The organism is Microbacterium sp. KUDC0406, assembly GCF_021582875.1.
Lineage (GTDB): Bacteria > Actinomycetota > Actinomycetes > Actinomycetales > Microbacteriaceae > Microbacterium.
Map to the genome: position 1 here is coordinate 2830401 of NZ_CP091138.1, position 14611 is coordinate 2845011.

The window sequence follows — 14611 nt, forward strand, 5'->3', positions numbered from 1 at the left end:
CGATGCTCGTCGGACTCGGGCCGCGCGAGGCAGACCGTGACATCGGTGGCGAACTCCCGGCATCCAGGATCTGCGACCAGCGGTACGAGAACAGGCCGTTGCGCACCACCAGGGCGCGGCGTCCCGCCGCGAGGTGCCGGGCCACCGACTCCATCGCATAGGTGCCGCCGCCGTTCACGATCGCGACGCTGTGCGCGTTGTACGCCTCGCGCAGGATGCCGAGGGTCTGCTGCATCGCGTCGATGAAGCGCTGCGACATGTGATTCAGGGAGCGGTCGGTGAAGACCACCGAGTACTCCAGCAGACCGTCCGGATCGATGTCAGCGCGGGGAAGACTCATGCCCCCAGCTTGGCACGCCGGTCCGTGCGTCGTCGGATCTCCTGCACGAGCAGCCGTCTCGCGCCCGATCTATGCGGGATGACGGCCGCCCAGCGCGGCCGTGAGCAGCTCGCCGGCCTCGACGACGGCATCCACCAGCCCCTCGCAGCGCTCCCAGGGCATCCGCAGCGTCGGGCCCATCAGCGTGACGGCGCCGACCAGCACGGAGTGCGAGTCGAACACGGGAGCGGCCAGGCCCGAGGTCGCCTCGAGCCGCTCGCCGACGGTGATCGCGTAGCCGGCGGCACGCGTCTCGGCGACGGCACGCCGCAGTTCGCGGGGGTCGGTGATCGTCGCGTCCGTGAGGGCGGGCAGCGGCTTCGACGTGATCTCGTCGAGCAGGTCGTCGCGCCAGGCGAGGATGACCCGGCCCGAGCTGCCCACGTGCAGCGGCTGGATGCGGCCGACGTACATCTCGCTGCGCAGGGCGTGACGCGTCTCGGCCAGGCCGGTGCACACCCGCGCCCCCTCCTCGGCGCGGAAGAAGCAGGCGGTCTCGCCGGTCTCGTCGCGCAGTGCGTTCAGGCGCGGTGCGAGCAGCTCGGTGAAGTCGCGGCTGCGGGCCGCCGGCCCGGCCCAGAACGCCATCCTCGCGCCGATGCGGAAGTCGTCGCCGGTGCGATCGAGGAATCCGTGCTGCACGAGGTTCCCCAGCAGACGGTGCGTCGTCGACGTCGGCAGCCCCGTGATCACGCGGATCTCGGCTGCGGTGCGCGTCGGTGCGGTGAGGGTGAAGGCGTCCAGGATCGCGGCGATCTTCCCCAGGACCAGGAGCGGCTGTTCTGCCATGCACTGATCCTATGGCGCCAACCGCTCTTCTCGAATTGTGAGAAACGACTTACTATGTGAGAACTGATTCCTCGAAGGGGAGGCTTCTCATGCCCGACTGGTACACCATGGGCGTCGTCGCGCTCGTCATCATCGCCGTCGTGCTCGCCATCGTCAGGTTCCGCATCAACCCCGTGATCGCTCTCGCCGTCGGCGCCGCCGGCATCGGGCTGCTCACCGGCCTCGGCCCGGTCGACACCGTGAAGACGATGACCACCGGCTTCGGCGAGGTCATGATGGATGCCGGACTCCTGATCGCCTGGGGCGTGCTGATCGGCGCGATGCTCAACGAGATGGGGGCGATCACCCGGCTGGTGGACACGCTGCTGCGCACCTTCGGCCCCAAGGGCATCCCGTACGCGCTCGGACTGTCCTTCGCCACTTATCTGCAGACGATCTTCATCGACGTCATGATCGTCATGGCCGCCCCGCTGGCCCGGCGCATCGCGCCGCGCCTCGGCAAGGCGGGCACCGGCATCATCGCGGCGACCTTTGCGATCAGCCTGGAGACGGGCATCGTGCTGATGGTTCCGGGTTTCGCCGCCGTCGCGCTCGCGGGCCTTCTGGGCGTGCCGCTCGGCATCATGATGCTCGGCGGATTCGCAATCGTCGTGCCCACCGTCATCCTCGCGATCATCGTGATGACCGTGCTGTTCCGGGCGGGCTTCTGGAACCCCGCACGCGACGAGGAGGAGACCATCCAGGACGAGCCCGCCGAGCAGGAGCCCGCCCTGGTGCGCGCCTCCGCGTCGGAGGACGGCGTCGAGCTGGACTCCACCCGCACCGGCACGCTGCGCACCGCTATCGGGGGAACGCCGAACCGGCATTCCTCCGGCGCGGCAGCCGTCGAGGCCCACGAGCCCCCGCTGCTGCTGCTTTTCGGCCCGATGCTCTCTGCACTCGCCCTCATCGCCGCCCAGGCGGTGCTCACCGTGATGGGAATCGAGAACCCCGTGATGCAGTTCCTCGGCGACCCGGTGATCGCCCTGCTGCTCGCCGTCATCGCGACCGGACTCGTCGGGCGCGCAGCCGTCGGCATCAAGCGGATCGAGAAGGCGCTGGTCAAGGGCTTCCAGGACGGCGGCCAGATCTTCGTGCTCACCGGCATCGGCGGGTCGCTCGCCGCGGTGATCGCGAAGGGCGACCTCGGTGAGGTGCTGAAGGGCTACTTCCAGGCGACCACTTGGGCACCGATCCTCGTGGTCTGGGTGATGGCCGCTCTGCTGCACATCGCGGTGGGGTCGGTCACGCTGTCGGCCATCACCGCCGCGGGCATCATCGCGCCGGCCGCGGCGAGCCTCGGGCTGAACCCGCTGATCATCGCCCTGGCCGCCGGCGCGGGTGCGCTGTTCTGCATCCACGTCACATCGAACACGTTCTGGCTGCTCAAGCTCTTCCTCGGCCAATCGGTGCGGGGTGCGCTGAAGACGGTGACGGTCGGCGTCTCGGTGGCGTCGGTCATCGCCCTCGGCATGACCCTGATCCTGTCCGTCTTCGTGCACTGAGAGGAGTGCTTCCCGTGACCACGTCACCCCTGCACGGCATCCGTGTGATCGAGCTCGGCAACTACATCGCCGCGCCGACCACCGGGCGCCTGCTCGCCGACTTCGGCGCCGACGTCATCAAGATCGAGCGTCCGCGCACCGGCGACGAGCTGCGTCGCTGGCGCCTCTACGCCGGCGACACATCGATGCTGTACCGCACCACGAACCGCGGCAAGCGCTCGCTCGTGGTGGATCTGCGCAGCGACGAGGGACGCGCGATCGTGCTGGACCTCATCCGCGGGGCCGACGTGCTGCTGGAGAACTTCCGCCCCGGCACGCTGGACCGATGGGGGCTGGACGCCGACACGCTCCAGCAGGCGAACCCGCGGCTGATCGTCGCCCGGATCTCGGCGTTCGGGCAGACCGGTCCCCTGTCCGCAAGGCCGGGGTTCGCGGCCGTCGCGGAGGCGTACGGCGGCTTCCGCGAACTGGTCGGCGAACCCGGGCGGCCGCCGAGCCGCACCGGAGTGTCGATCGGCGACACCATCGCAGGGATCTACGCCGCGTTCGGCGTGATGATGTCGCTCTTCGAACGGGAGCGAGGAGAAGAGGACGTCGCCCTGCCGCTGGATCGCCGCACGATCGACGTCGCCCTCAACGAGACGATGCTCTCGGTGACGGAATCGCTCATCCCGGAGTGGGAGGCGTACGGCATCCGGCGCGAACGCACCGGCGGGCGCATGCAGGGCATCGCACCCTCGAACGCGTACCTGTGCGGCGACGGGAAGAGCATCGTGGTCGCCGGCAACGGCGATGCGATCTTCCAGCGCTACATGACCCTGATCGGGCGGCCCGACCTGGCATCCGATCCCGCCCTGCAGTCGAACGAGGGACGCTGGGAGGCGCGCGACGTGCTCGACGACGCCATCGGCGCGTGGACCGCGCAGCGCACCAGCGCCGCGGCGCTGCAGACGCTGGACGAGGCCGGCGTGCCGGCCGGCCCGATCTACACCGCCGAGGACGTCAGCGCCGACGAGCAGTATGCCGCTCGCGGAATGATCCAGCGCTTCGACGTGCACGACGGCGAAGAGCTGCGCAAGGACGTGGGTTTTCCGGGAATCGTCCCGGTGATCGGCGGCGTGTCGCGGCCCATCACCGCGCTCGGCCCCGACCTGGGGCAGCACACCGCAGAGATCCTCGCCGAGCTCGGCTGGCACCACGGCCGGATCGACGACTACGAGATGAGGATGCGATGAGCGTGCAGTACCGGGATGTCACGCTGCGGGACGGCCTGCAGCTGGCGGGTAAGAACCTCCCGACCGAGCGGAAGATCGCGCTGGTGCGGGAGCTGTTCTCGCTCGGCGTCGAGCACCTCGAGGTCGGCTCCATGGCCCGGCCCGATCTCGTGCCCACCATGGCAGACACCCTCGACGTGGTCGCGGGGCTGGACGTCGCCGATCGCGAGCGGGTCTGGATCTGGACCGCGACCCCGCGTCACGTCGAGCGCGCCGCGGCCGCCGGCGTGCGCGGGTTCCAGTACTGCTTCTCGGCATCCGACAGTCACAACCGGGCGAACATCGGCCGCGACACCGAGGCCTCCCTCGCGGCGATGCCCGACGCGATCGCCGCAGCATCCGCAGTGGGCGGGCGCGTGCAGCTGTGCATCGCGACCTCGTTCACGTGCCCGTTCGAAGGGGTGGTGCCGATCGACCGGTTCCAGGCGATCCTCGACGACCCCCGCACGGAGGGGGCCGTCGACGTCGTGGTGTGCGACACCCTCGGACAGGCGGACCCCGGAGAGGTGCACCGTCGTGTCGCGCTCGCCAACGAGCGCCGCCCCGAGCTCGGCATCGTCTACCACGGCCACGACACCTGGGGGCTGGGCGTGGCCAACGCCGCCGCCGCGGTGGAGGCCGGAGCGGATGTCGTCGACGGCGCGCTGGGCGGGCTGGGCGGATGCCCGTTCGCTCCCGGCGCCTCCGGGAACACCGCGCTGGAGGATCTCGTGTTCGCGTTCCGTCCGGACTGGCTCGACGTCGGCGCCTTCGAGACCCTGGTGCGGCTCGGCGAGGAGATCACCGGGTCGGTCGGCGAGCCGAACCGGTCTCGCGCCCGCGCAGGGGCGCGCAGCGAGGCGCATGCGTTCCCCTGGGTGCTGCCGGCCTGACGCCCGGGTCGGCGGGGACTCGAGGTGCGCCTCATCCACAGCGGCGGCACGATCGACGCCTGAACCGCTCAGCGCTGCCACCCGTCCTGCGGGCGGCGGCTGGGCGTCTACGGGATCAGACGGTCGACCAGCTCGAAAGTGTCGTACTGCTGGTTCCAATCGCCGAAGTGGCCATCATCACGGACGATCTGCGTGCCGCCGAGACGATCGAACATCAGCCGCCCCTGATTCGCGTCGCATCCGTACGGGTCGACGACCGAGTTGATGAAGTACAGGTCACCGGCATTCGCGCGGATGCGCTCCCAGTCGTAGGAGTCCTGCAGCACCGGCTCCTCGGACTCGTTCACCTTCGTGGCGTACCCGGCGACCAGAATCGTCTGGGCCACCGGCGTCTCGAGATGCTCCGTCAGCGCGAGCAGCAGCGCGGCACCGCCGGAGTGCCCGATCAGCACGGTCTCGGCGTCGAAGTCGTGCGCGGCGAGCACGGTCGGCAGGAACTCCGCGATCGGATCGACGTTGATGCGGGGATACGACGGCCGTTCCACCCGGTAGCCGCGGTCCGTCAGCCGGCCGTCGAGCCAGGGGTACCAGGCCACATCCGGACGTCCCCCGGTGCCGTGGAAGATGATCGCGCTCCTGCTCATCGGATGATGATAGCGGCGCGATCGTGCGCGGGACCCCTCGGCCGCGTCAGGCTGCCCCGTCCAGGGCCTCCGGAATCGGCATCGACCACTCCGCCGGCGCAACGTAGCGTGGTGGCGTGAGCACTCCGTTCCCCGCCTCCGTGTACGCCGCCCGCCTCGACCGCGCCCGCGCTCTGACCGCCGAGGCCGGTCTCGACGCGATCGTCGTCGGTCCCGGTCCCGACCTGTCGTACCTGGCCGGCGTCGAGGGAGACACGATCGAACGGCTCACCGCACTGGTGATCCCGGCGACGGGGGAGCCGACCGTCGTCGTGCCGCGCATGGAGCTCGCGAAGGTGCGCGACACCGCCGTCGGCGCACTCGGGCTCGCCGTGGCCGACTGGGTCGACGGCGAGGATCCCTATGCACTCGTGACCGCCGCGATGGGCGGGACGGTCACCCGCTTCGGCGTCGCGGATGCGCTGCCTGCCCTGCACGTTGTCCCGCTGACCACGCGCTTGGACGCCAGGCCCGAGCTCGCGACCCCTGTGCTGCGGGAGAGCCGCATGATCAAGGACGCGGCGGAGGTGGCGGAGCTGCGTCGTGCCGGCGATGCGATCGACGCCGTGCACCGCCGGGTGCCCGGATGGCTGCGCGCCGGCCGCACGGAGCGCGAGGTCGCCGCGGACATCGCCGCAGCGATCGTCGAGGAGGGGCACCGCACCGTCGAGTTCGTGATCGTCGCGTCGGGTCCGAACGGCGCGGATCCGCACCACGAGGTGTCGGACCGGGTGATCGAGGACGGCGACATCGTGGTGGTGGACATCGGCGGCGCGGTACCCGCCGGGTACAACTCCGACAGCACCCGCACGTATGCGGTCGGCACACCGGATGCCGAGGCTGCGCGCCTGATCGCCGTGCTCGTGCGCGCCCAGCAGGCCGCCGTCGATGCGGTGCGGCCCGGCGTCACGGCCGAGCAGGTGGATGCCGCCGCGCGCGACGTGCTCGCCGCTGAAGGTCTCGGCGACGCGTTCCTGCACCGGACCGGACACGGGATCGGCGTCACGACGCACGAGGAGCCGTACATCGCGCCGGGCAACGCGCTGCCGCTGCGCGAGGGCATGGCTTTCAGCATCGAGCCCGGGATCTACTTCCCGGGCGAATGGGGTGCCCGCATCGAGGACATCGTCGTCGTCACCGCCGACGGCTGCGCGAACCTCAACAACACCCCGCACGTGCTGACGCCCGCCGTCTCGTGAGCCACCGGGGAGAACGAGTTCTTCTCAGCATCCTGCGTCTCGCCTGGCCCCCGCCAGTACGAGAGTGAACACATCCGGTGAATCGAGGGCACGTGCGATGACGAGGCCGCCCTGGACCGCGGCGACGACTCGGACTGCCCGGTCGCGCGAGTCGCTCAGTCCCGATTCCTGAAGCGCCGCCGTGAGCGACTCGATCCATTGACCGAAGTACCGTCTGATCGCCACGGCGAAACGGTCGCGCTCCCGCCCGATCGCGAACATGCCCTGAAGGCACACCCGCTGGCCCGAGTGGAAGTAGGAATCGACCTCATCGAACATCGACTCGACGCCCCCGGACGTCCCGTCGCGGAGTGGGGCGAAGATGCGCTCGTGGAACCAGCGGTCGACGTCATCGAGCACGGCCTCCGCCATCGCCTCCTTGCCCCCGGGGAAGAAGTTGTACAGGCTTCCACGGCCCAGCCCCGTCGCTGACTCGAGGACCGCCATGCTGGCCCCTTCGTACCCGTGATCCCGGAACGCTTCCGCAAGCAGCGGGATGGTGCCTTCGCGCGACGTGGCAGCCTTGCGCATGCCGGTCAGAGCCCCAGCTCGGTCAGCCCCGGGTGGCTGTCCGGGCGAGGACCCAGCGGCCAGTGGAACAGGCGGTCGGAGTCGAGGATCGGGACGTCATTGATCGAGGCCAGCCGTCTGCGCATCAGCCCGTTCTCGTCGAACTCCCAGTTCTCGTTCCCGAACGAGCGGAACCACTGCCCGTCCGCGTCATGGGACTCGTACACGAACCGCACAGCGATGCGGTCGCCTCCGAACGCCCAGACCTCTTTGATGAGCCGGTAGTCGAGTTCCCGCTCCCACTTCTCCGTCAAGAACGCGACGATCTCGTGCCTTCCGGTGACGAATCTGTCTCGATTGCGCCACGCACTGTCGTCCGTGTACGCCAGTGAGACCCGTTCGGGATCACGCGTGTTCCAGGCGTCCTCCGCCGCTCGCGCCTTGACCGCAGCGCCTTCCGACGTGAACGGGGGAAGCGGGGGTCGCTGGCGCATCGGAACTCCTGAGAAGACACGGCCCATTTTGACCGATCGTTACAAGCATCTTGATGTACTGATCGGTAAAACGCAACCGTGACGACGCGCGAGTCAACCGGATGCCGCCATGAAGGCCCGTCCGCACAGCGCTTCCACGAACAACGCCCGGCAGCTGCGCGAAGCAGCGACCGGGCGTGATCTCCGTGGAGCCTAGGAGATTCGAACTCCTGACATCCTGCTTGCAAAGCAGGCGCTACGGCTCATCCCGAGGCCCGGGATCCCGCTGAATCATGGGGATCCTGGGCCTCGGTCATCCGGCCCTGTTGGGTGTAGTTGTGGCACGAATGGCCCCTTAGTGGCACGAGTATGGCACGCCCGAATGACGATCTACAGCCTCAACTAAGGAGCGGCCAATCGAGTGCCCTGCTGTATGTCGGCGCTGGTAGGCTCCTCCGACTCGTAGTATCGGTGTATGCGTAGCGTCGAGTTGTTTGCCGGTGGAGGTGGCTTGGCTCTCGGAACCCACCTCGCCGGGTTCTCTACCGAGATCGTGGCGGAATGGGACCGCTGGAGTTGCGACACTCTCAGGGAGAATCAGTCAGCAGGGCATCCGCTCGCTCAAGGAATGGACGTTCGCGAAGGCGATGTCCGAGGTATCGACTGGAGCGGCGTGGAGGACGGCGTCGCGCTCGTGAGCGGAGGCCCGCCTTGCCAGCCGTTCAGCGGTGGCGGCAAAGGACGAGCGGCTGATGACCCCCGAGACATGTTCCCGGCAACGGCAGAGGTCATCCGAACGCTACGCCCGCGCGCCTTCATCATCGAGAACGTCAGAGGTCTGACGCGTAGCGCCTTCTCGGACTACTACTCCTACATCCAACTCCGTCTCGCGCATCCGGAACTCGCCCCACGCTCGGGTGAGTCCTGGTCCGAACATCTGGCACGCCTCCAAGCCGAGCACACATCGGTGCGGTCCGATCTCCAGTACAACGTGTTGCCCACGCTCGTCAACGCGGCGAACTACGGAGTCCCGCAGCAGCGCTGGCGAGTGTTCTTCGTCGGGTTCCGATCTGACGTCGATGCCGAATGGTCATTCCCTGAACCGACCCATTCGGCGAGCGCGCTGCGGTACGAGCAAGACGTCACCGGTGAGTACTGGGACCGGCACAAGGTCGCGCACAAGTACCGAGTCAGCCCCCTCGCGCGAGCGGGCTCCGCATCCCAGCCAGCGGAAGCCCCGACCGACCGACCGTGGCGAACCGTGCGAGATGCTATCGGGGACCTCCCGTCACCGACTGAGAACGGTAGCCGACGGTTTCTCAACCATGTTCTCCAGCCCGGTGCTCGGTCGTACCCTGGACACACGGGATCGAGTCTCGACGCCCCGTCCAAGGCTCTAAAGGCCGGTGTGCATGGTGTTCCGGGTGGGGAGAACATGTTGCGCCGCGCGGACGGAAGTGTCCGCTACTTCACGGTTCGCGAAGCGGCACGTCTGCAGACCTTCCCGGACAGGTATCGGCTTCACGGACCCTGGAGCGAAGCCATGCGTCAACTCGGCAATGCGGTGCCGGTCATGCTCGCTCAGACCGTTGCGGCGTCAGTACACGAGCACCTCGCCCTCGCAGATCTGCGTGCAACGCTGCGTGCTCGGAAGAGTCCCGCCGATCACCAGCGGGCGTGGGCATGACCGACCCGTACAATCCGCTCGCTATGGAAAGCCTCGCGCACAGCATCGTCACGCGCATGTTGGAAACGGATCCAACACCACTCGACAACGTGCCGCGCTTCACCGGTGCAGGTGTCTACGCGATTTACTACCGAGGTCAACACTCGGCCTATTCATTGCTCAGAGATGCCAACCAAGACAGGTTTTCCGTACCCATCTACGTCGGCAAGGCTGTCCCTAAGGGCGGCCGTCGAGGGATCGATGTCGCCGCCAGCACGGTGACCAGGGCGCTCGCTGATCGCATCAGAGAGCACGGAAATAGCATCCGCGCCGCATCGAACCTGGACATCGCGGATTTCACGGTCCGCTGGCTGGTGGTCGAGGACATTTGGATTCCTCTGGGCGAATCTGCTCTGATCCGCGAGCATCGCCCGGTGTGGAACGCGCTGGTTGACGGGTTCGGGAATCACGACCCCGGCAGGGGTCGCATCAACGGTGTTCGTTCGCGATGGGACACACTCCACTCTGGTCGTGCATGGGCCAGGAACTACCCGGCGCGGTCGGAGAGCATTAGCGGCATTGAGCAAGATGTCGCAGAGTACCTCCGGTCCCGGCTATAGCCTCGGGGATAGGACCGTGGAACCTGAACGATCGAGCGCCCCGGAACGCTCAGAGACGGGGCGCCCGATCGCGGGACGCTACGACCGCACAGCGAACTGGTCGGCCTCGACTTCGCGAGACGCCATGATGTCGAACCGGCGCGCCTCCTCCGCAAGCCCCGGGATCTCCGCCGCCTGAGCCTCTCGGTACCCCTCCGGATCGACGCGGTACAGGTCGGTCCATGCCCCGGTGGTGACCTGACCGGCGATCGCCTCGGTCATCACTCGCGCCCATGCGGCGGGGAGGGCGATCTCCTGCTCCGCCTGGATGCGCTCGGCGGCGGGCTCGTGGCCAATCTCCCCGAGCCGGTCGAACGCGAAGGCCTGGATCTCGGCCACGATGTCGTCGTGGTGCGTCGAATCCTTGACCCCTGGCATCGTCGGAAGCCAGTCGAGGAGAGAGATGATCGTTCGCAGATCCGCCGAGGCGAGGATCTGCTCCGGGCGACGGCCACGGTCCAGGTCCGCCTGGATCCGCTCGCGCCGGTGAAGGGCGACCTGGATCTCGTCGGCAGTGCTCGGGCTGAGCGCATCGAGGATCTCGTCCCGGCTGGGTCCGCTGATCGCGGGGACGGCGGGGATCTGCGCGGCAAGATCCCCGTTCGCTTTCTCTCGCATGGATCGGCGGCGGTCGTTGAGCGCGCCGGGTGCGAGTGTGCGGTCCTGGTGGGTGATCGCGGCTCGGCTTGCCTCCTGGTGGCGGGCGAACTGGGCGGGGTGGGTGGTGGTCATGATGAAGTCCGATCTGTGGATGAGGGTGTGGATAGGTGGATAGATCTATGGGAGTCGGTGGGATCTCGTCCTCCAGACGTTCGTATATCCATCTCAGACGCTCTCTGCTCGCGTCTGCCGAGCGTTCTCGCCGTCCAGAGCGTCCTGGAGGGCCTCGGCGTCCTGCTCCGGTAGATCGCCGTCTAGGGCGTCGGCTTCGCGGACCTTGCCGAGCCATGAGCCGAGAACTGCCGCGACCTCAGCGATACCACTGTCGGGCTGAGGCTGGTAGAGGCCGAGGAGGCGGGCGCGGTGATCCATGATCCGGAGCATCCGATCGATCGCCCCGAGATGCCCACTCGTGATCTGCCGAGCGATCGACCGCTGGAGGAGATCCAGTCTCTCCAGTTCGATCTCTCGCAGTTGGAGAGCCGCCTCCCGGGGGATCGCCTTGAGTGCGCGATCCACGGCCTTGCGTGAGGCGCTCCGGTGCGCATATCCGAGTTCGCGGGCGATGCGTTCGTAGGAGTAGCCGAGGAGGCGCAGATCCAGCGCCTTCGCCTCCCGCTCCCGAGCCGTCGCGGCGATCTGCGTTCGGGTCTTGCCTTTGGTCGTGGTCATGCTCGTACCTCCGATGTGTCCTGATCCATGCGGGTCCCGATCTCCGGCTCGTAGAGAGTCATGAGAGCGACGAGGAGGTCGCGGAGGTCCCGGGCCTCGGCTCGGTTCGCCGCCGCCTCCGCTGAGAGGGCTCCGACGTACCGGCGCACGGCGTCAGAGATCCACTCCTGCGAGTAGTCCATTGCCTTCTTGAAGCCGCGCAGGGCGTATGCGCGATCGTCTTTCGCCTTCCGGAGGCCGACCCGCTCCGGGTGGTCGAGGGTGCGGCGGATCTGGGTGAGGAGAGCATCTCTCGCGTGGGTGGCTGTCGTCGCGGCTCGGGATGCGGCGCGCTGTTGGGCGATCTCCTCGCGGGCTTGGCTGAACTCCCGCATCTGTCGCTTCGTCATGATGCTTCCCTCCGGTCGATGTCGAGGTCGTGCTTGTCCGCGTAGGCGCGGGCGCGCTGGCTGAGGTCCCAGTAGTTGCCGTCGAGTGGTTCGCCGTTATGCCGGCGTCGTTCGACCTCGGCCCAGAGGTCGCGGATCTCCTCGTCTGCCTTCTCGACGGTGAGGGGGTCGGCGTTCTCGGTGCCAGTGCCGGTCATGGCTCGGAGGTCGCGAACCCAGAGGATTTGCGCGCGGCTAGCGCGGCGCGGAACTCTGCGGCCTGCTCCTCGCTTCGTTGAGGGGAGGTCACTTGTCAGTCCGATGGCTGCTGATCCGTCGCTGGCGAGATGGTTTGTCTGCTCGTCGCTGGAGACGGCGTGGCCGATCTTCTGGGAGTCGCCCGACTGGTCGGGCTTTGCCCCGGCCATACCGGAGGGATCGGCCTTTAGAGATCTGGAGAGATCTGTTCTTCTGATCGTGCTCAGATCTTGAGCACCTGGGTGTTCAGATTCTGACCACCGGGTGCGCAGGTCTTGAGCACCGAGCGCGGATGCGGGCTCCTCGGGCGGGGTGATGTCGTGCTCGAAGGCGTGCTGGGTGCTCAGATCTTGAGCACCGGGGAGACGCTCGGTGAGGGCGATCCGGTAGACGTGCGCGCGGTTGCGGCGGCTCTCCTTGATCTCCAGGACGCGGGCGCGGCGGAGAGCCTCGATCGTCGCGCTCGCCGTATTCCTGCTCCCGATCCCGGAGAGGCGGGCGATGCGTGCAATGCTCGCGCCGGTGGTGATTCCGGTTCTCCAGTCGGCGCAGGTGTAGAGCGCGGCGTAGACGGCGATGCCGTTGGGTCCGATGCCGAGGGCGGCGGCCTGATCCTGGAGCCAGGTGGGCACCTTCGCGTAGCCGGTCTCGTTCTTCGTCATCGTGCGCTCCCGTCGCTGGTGGGTGTCGTCGGTGCTGGAGGGGTGTCAGGCGTCTACGCCGAGGAGTGCTCGGAGCCGGGGGACGGGCACCAGGATCCTCTTGCCGATATGCAGTGCTGGAATCTCTCCGCGCTTCACGGCTTCGTCGGCGCTCCAGGAGTGGATGCCGAGGATCTCGGCGGCTTCCTTGACAGAGCAGGTGGCGCGCCCGTCGAGGTCCTCGATCGTGAGGGTAGGTCGCTCGGGTGCCGTGGTCGTGTTGGACATGTGCGGGACTCCGTTTCGGTCGATGATGTCGGGCGTCGTTCGATCAGTCTAGGCTGTGTTGGCGACACGATTTACCGTCTGACCAGGTACTTTGTTCCCATCATGAGAACTAAGTAGAGCCCACGGTGAGATCTGGAGTGAACGCAGGAAAGATCAGATCAGGCGCAGAAACCAGGCGCTCAAACGGAAGGCAGACCCCATGACCACGACCGCCAGAAAAGGTTCCAGAATCGACTTCGGATCCGTCCGGAAACTGCCCTCCGGGCGGTGGCAAGCCCGCTACCTCGACCCGGCAGGCAGGCCCATGACCGGCCCCCGAACGTTCGACACGAAGCGGGAGGCGCTCGATCACCTCGCCGCCGTCCGCTCCGACCGGATGCGCGGAACCTACATCGATCATCGCGCCGGACTCGTCCCCTTCGGCCCCTACGCCGCCGACTGGATCGCCCACGGAGGACGCCGAGGATCCCTCGCGCCCAAGACTCGGGACCTTCACGAGTCCACGCTCGCCGGTCCCCTCGCCCCGCTCCAGCAGATGCCGATCGCCTCGATCACGCCCGCTCAGGTGCGTGCCTGGTACACCAAGGCAGGGCGAGCCCTCGCGGTATCCGCGAAGCGCCAGGGCGGCGACGGAGCATCTCGGCTCCGACAGGCGTACAGCCTCCTCCGGGCGATCATGGCGACCGCAGTCCGTGACGGGATGATCCCCGCGAACCCCTGCCAGATCGACCGAGCCGGATCGGTGAAGCACGCGGAGCGCCCCTACATGAGCGCGGAGGACCTCGGGCGGATCGTCGCGGCGATGCCGACGACGTGGCACCTGCCGATCCGGGTGATGTTCGGCGCGCATCTTCGACTCGGAGAACTCCTGGCACTCCAGCGCCGCGACTACGCGGGAGGCGTGCTCGTCATCGAGCGGCAGATTGTCCGCGTTGGCGGCGAGGAGATCGAGAGCGGCACCAAGACCGGCAACGTCCGGAAGGTCGATCTCCCGCCGAGCATCGCCGCTGACCTGGAGGCTTACCTCTCGACGGCTCCCGGATTCGGGAAGGCTCCGATGTTCCCCGGTGCGGACGGTGAGCGGTTCACTGGCGGGGCGATCGGTCAGGCATGGCGGAAGGCGGCTCGGAAGGTCGGTCTGTCAGAGTTCCGCCTCCATGATCTCCGCCACGCGAGCCTCACCCTGGCCGCTCAGGCGGGCGCGACGACCCGCGAACTCATGGCGCGAGCCGGGCACTCGACCGCTCGCGCGGCTCTGCTCTACCAGCACGCGGCGGAGGAGCGCTCCGGGGCGATCGCGGCGGGCATGGATGCCCTCTCCGGAGGCTCGATCGGGACGGCTACTGGCACGACCATGGCACGAACGGCCCTCGAAGCCACGAGAAAGTCCCCTGCTCAGAAGACCGAAAATGCCATCTGATCAGGGGACTTCAATGATGTGGAGCCTAGGAGATTCGAACTCCTGACATCCTGCTTGCAAAGCAGGCGCTCTACCAACTGAGCTAAGGCCCCGAGCGGGAGGATTCCCGCGGGTGATCCGCGAGCGGAGTGTGGGGCTACCAGGACTTGAACCTGGGACCTCTTCATTATCAGTGAAGCGCTCTAACCGCCTGAGCTATAGCCCCGTCAACCTCCAG

General features: G+C 67.7%; 16 protein-coding genes and 3 tRNA genes. 7 read left to right on the top strand and 12 right to left on the bottom strand.

The genetic code is table 11. The features are described 5' to 3' along the window. Window positions 1-409 precede the first annotated feature (409 nt). Entirely contained in the window at window positions 410-1168 is a 759-nt protein-coding gene (locus tag L2X99_RS14005) for an IclR family transcriptional regulator (RefSeq protein ID WP_236126199.1), read from the bottom strand. A gap of 89 nt (window positions 1169-1257) precedes the next feature. Here L2X99_RS14005 and L2X99_RS14010 point away from each other — a divergent pair, with 89 nt between their 5' ends. Genes L2X99_RS14010 through L2X99_RS14020 form a run of 3 tightly spaced genes read left to right on the top strand, consistent with a single transcriptional unit; the run spans window position 1258 to window position 4858 of the window. After that, entirely contained in the window at window positions 1258-2712 is a 1455-nt protein-coding gene (locus L2X99_RS14010) for a GntP family permease (protein ID WP_236135276.1), read from the top strand. Between the two features lie 14 nt (window positions 2713-2726). Continuing rightward, window positions 2727-3947: a CaiB/BaiF CoA transferase family protein gene (locus tag L2X99_RS14015; protein WP_236126196.1), complete on the top strand. Its 1221-nt coding sequence runs from the start codon at window positions 2727-2729 to the stop codon at window positions 3945-3947. After that, complete coding sequence (locus L2X99_RS14020) at window positions 3944-4858, top strand: hydroxymethylglutaryl-CoA lyase (protein ID WP_236126195.1); 915 nt, start codon at window positions 3944-3946, stop codon at window positions 4856-4858. The genes L2X99_RS14015 and L2X99_RS14020 overlap by 4 nt, the downstream gene beginning before the upstream one ends. Window positions 4859-4965: 107 nt before the next feature. On the opposite strand, the gene L2X99_RS14025 is transcribed toward L2X99_RS14020, so the two are convergent. Next, on the bottom strand, window positions 4966-5502 hold the full coding sequence (locus L2X99_RS14025; protein ID WP_236126194.1) for an RBBP9/YdeN family alpha/beta hydrolase: 537 nt from the start codon (window positions 5500-5502) through the stop codon (window positions 4966-4968). A gap of 116 nt (window positions 5503-5618) precedes the next feature. On the opposite strand from L2X99_RS14025, the gene L2X99_RS14030 reads away from it, so the two are divergent. Further along, window positions 5619-6740, top strand: a complete 1122-nt coding sequence (locus L2X99_RS14030; RefSeq protein ID WP_236126193.1) for a M24 family metallopeptidase — start codon at window positions 5619-5621, stop codon at window positions 6738-6740. Window positions 6741-6764: 24 nt separating this feature from the next. On the opposite strand, the gene L2X99_RS14035 is transcribed toward L2X99_RS14030, so the two are convergent. From L2X99_RS14035 to L2X99_RS14045, 3 genes are all read right to left on the bottom strand, one after another. After that, window positions 6765-7310, bottom strand: a complete 546-nt coding sequence (locus tag L2X99_RS14035; protein WP_268928518.1) for a TetR/AcrR family transcriptional regulator — start codon at window positions 7308-7310, stop codon at window positions 6765-6767. A gap of 5 nt (window positions 7311-7315) precedes the next feature. Beyond that, window positions 7316-7783 (bottom strand): nuclear transport factor 2 family protein, encoded by a 468-nt coding sequence (locus L2X99_RS14040; RefSeq protein ID WP_236126191.1) that lies wholly within the window; start codon window positions 7781-7783, stop codon window positions 7316-7318. A gap of 186 nt (window positions 7784-7969) precedes the next feature. Further along, a tRNA-Ala gene (locus L2X99_RS14045) sits at window positions 7970-8031 on the bottom strand. Window positions 8032-8237: 206 nt separating this feature from the next. On the opposite strand from L2X99_RS14045, the gene L2X99_RS14050 reads away from it, so the two are divergent. Together L2X99_RS14050 and L2X99_RS14055 are read left to right on the top strand one after the other, a co-directional pair. Next, on the top strand, window positions 8238-9449 hold the full coding sequence (locus tag L2X99_RS14050; RefSeq protein WP_236126190.1) for a DNA cytosine methyltransferase: 1212 nt from the start codon (window positions 8238-8240) through the stop codon (window positions 9447-9449). Next, window positions 9446-10048, top strand: a complete 603-nt coding sequence (locus L2X99_RS14055; RefSeq protein WP_236126189.1) for an Eco29kI family restriction endonuclease — start codon at window positions 9446-9448, stop codon at window positions 10046-10048. The genes L2X99_RS14050 and L2X99_RS14055 overlap by 4 nt, the downstream gene beginning before the upstream one ends. 78 nt (window positions 10049-10126) lie before the next feature. On the opposite strand, the gene L2X99_RS14060 is transcribed toward L2X99_RS14055, so the two are convergent. From L2X99_RS14060 to L2X99_RS14080, 5 genes are all read right to left on the bottom strand, one after another. Continuing rightward, window positions 10127-10819: a hypothetical protein gene (locus L2X99_RS14060; RefSeq protein WP_236126188.1), complete on the bottom strand. Its 693-nt coding sequence runs from the start codon at window positions 10817-10819 to the stop codon at window positions 10127-10129. 93 nt (window positions 10820-10912) lie between these two features. Further along, window positions 10913-11266 carry a hypothetical protein gene (locus L2X99_RS14065; protein WP_236135277.1) on the bottom strand — a complete coding sequence of 118 codons (354 nt, stop codon included), beginning with the start codon at window positions 11264-11266 and terminating at the stop codon, window positions 10913-10915. 149 nt (window positions 11267-11415) lie between these two features. Then, window positions 11416-11808 (bottom strand): hypothetical protein, encoded by a 393-nt coding sequence (locus tag L2X99_RS14070; protein ID WP_236126186.1) that lies wholly within the window; start codon window positions 11806-11808, stop codon window positions 11416-11418. Continuing rightward, window positions 11805-12707, bottom strand: coding sequence for a hypothetical protein (locus L2X99_RS14075; RefSeq protein ID WP_236126185.1), 903 nt, complete (start codon window positions 12705-12707; stop codon window positions 11805-11807). Before L2X99_RS14075 ends, L2X99_RS14070 begins: the two co-directional genes overlap by 4 nt. Window positions 12708-12752: 45 nt before the next feature. Continuing rightward, window positions 12753-12974, bottom strand: a complete 222-nt coding sequence (locus L2X99_RS14080) for a helix-turn-helix domain-containing protein (RefSeq protein ID WP_236135278.1) — start codon at window positions 12972-12974, stop codon at window positions 12753-12755. Window positions 12975-13278: 304 nt separating this feature from the next. On the opposite strand from L2X99_RS14080, the gene L2X99_RS14085 reads away from it, so the two are divergent. Next, complete coding sequence (locus L2X99_RS14085; protein WP_236135279.1) at window positions 13279-14394, top strand: site-specific integrase; 1116 nt, start codon at window positions 13279-13281, stop codon at window positions 14392-14394. 19 nt (window positions 14395-14413) lie between these two features. On the opposite strand, the gene L2X99_RS14090 is transcribed toward L2X99_RS14085, so the two are convergent. Together L2X99_RS14090 and L2X99_RS14095 are read right to left on the bottom strand one after the other, a co-directional pair. After that, window positions 14414-14486 (bottom strand) — tRNA-Ala (locus tag L2X99_RS14090). Window positions 14487-14525: 39 nt separating this feature from the next. Next, window positions 14526-14599 (bottom strand) — tRNA-Ile (locus tag L2X99_RS14095). Between the last annotated feature and the right edge of the window lie 12 nt (window positions 14600-14611).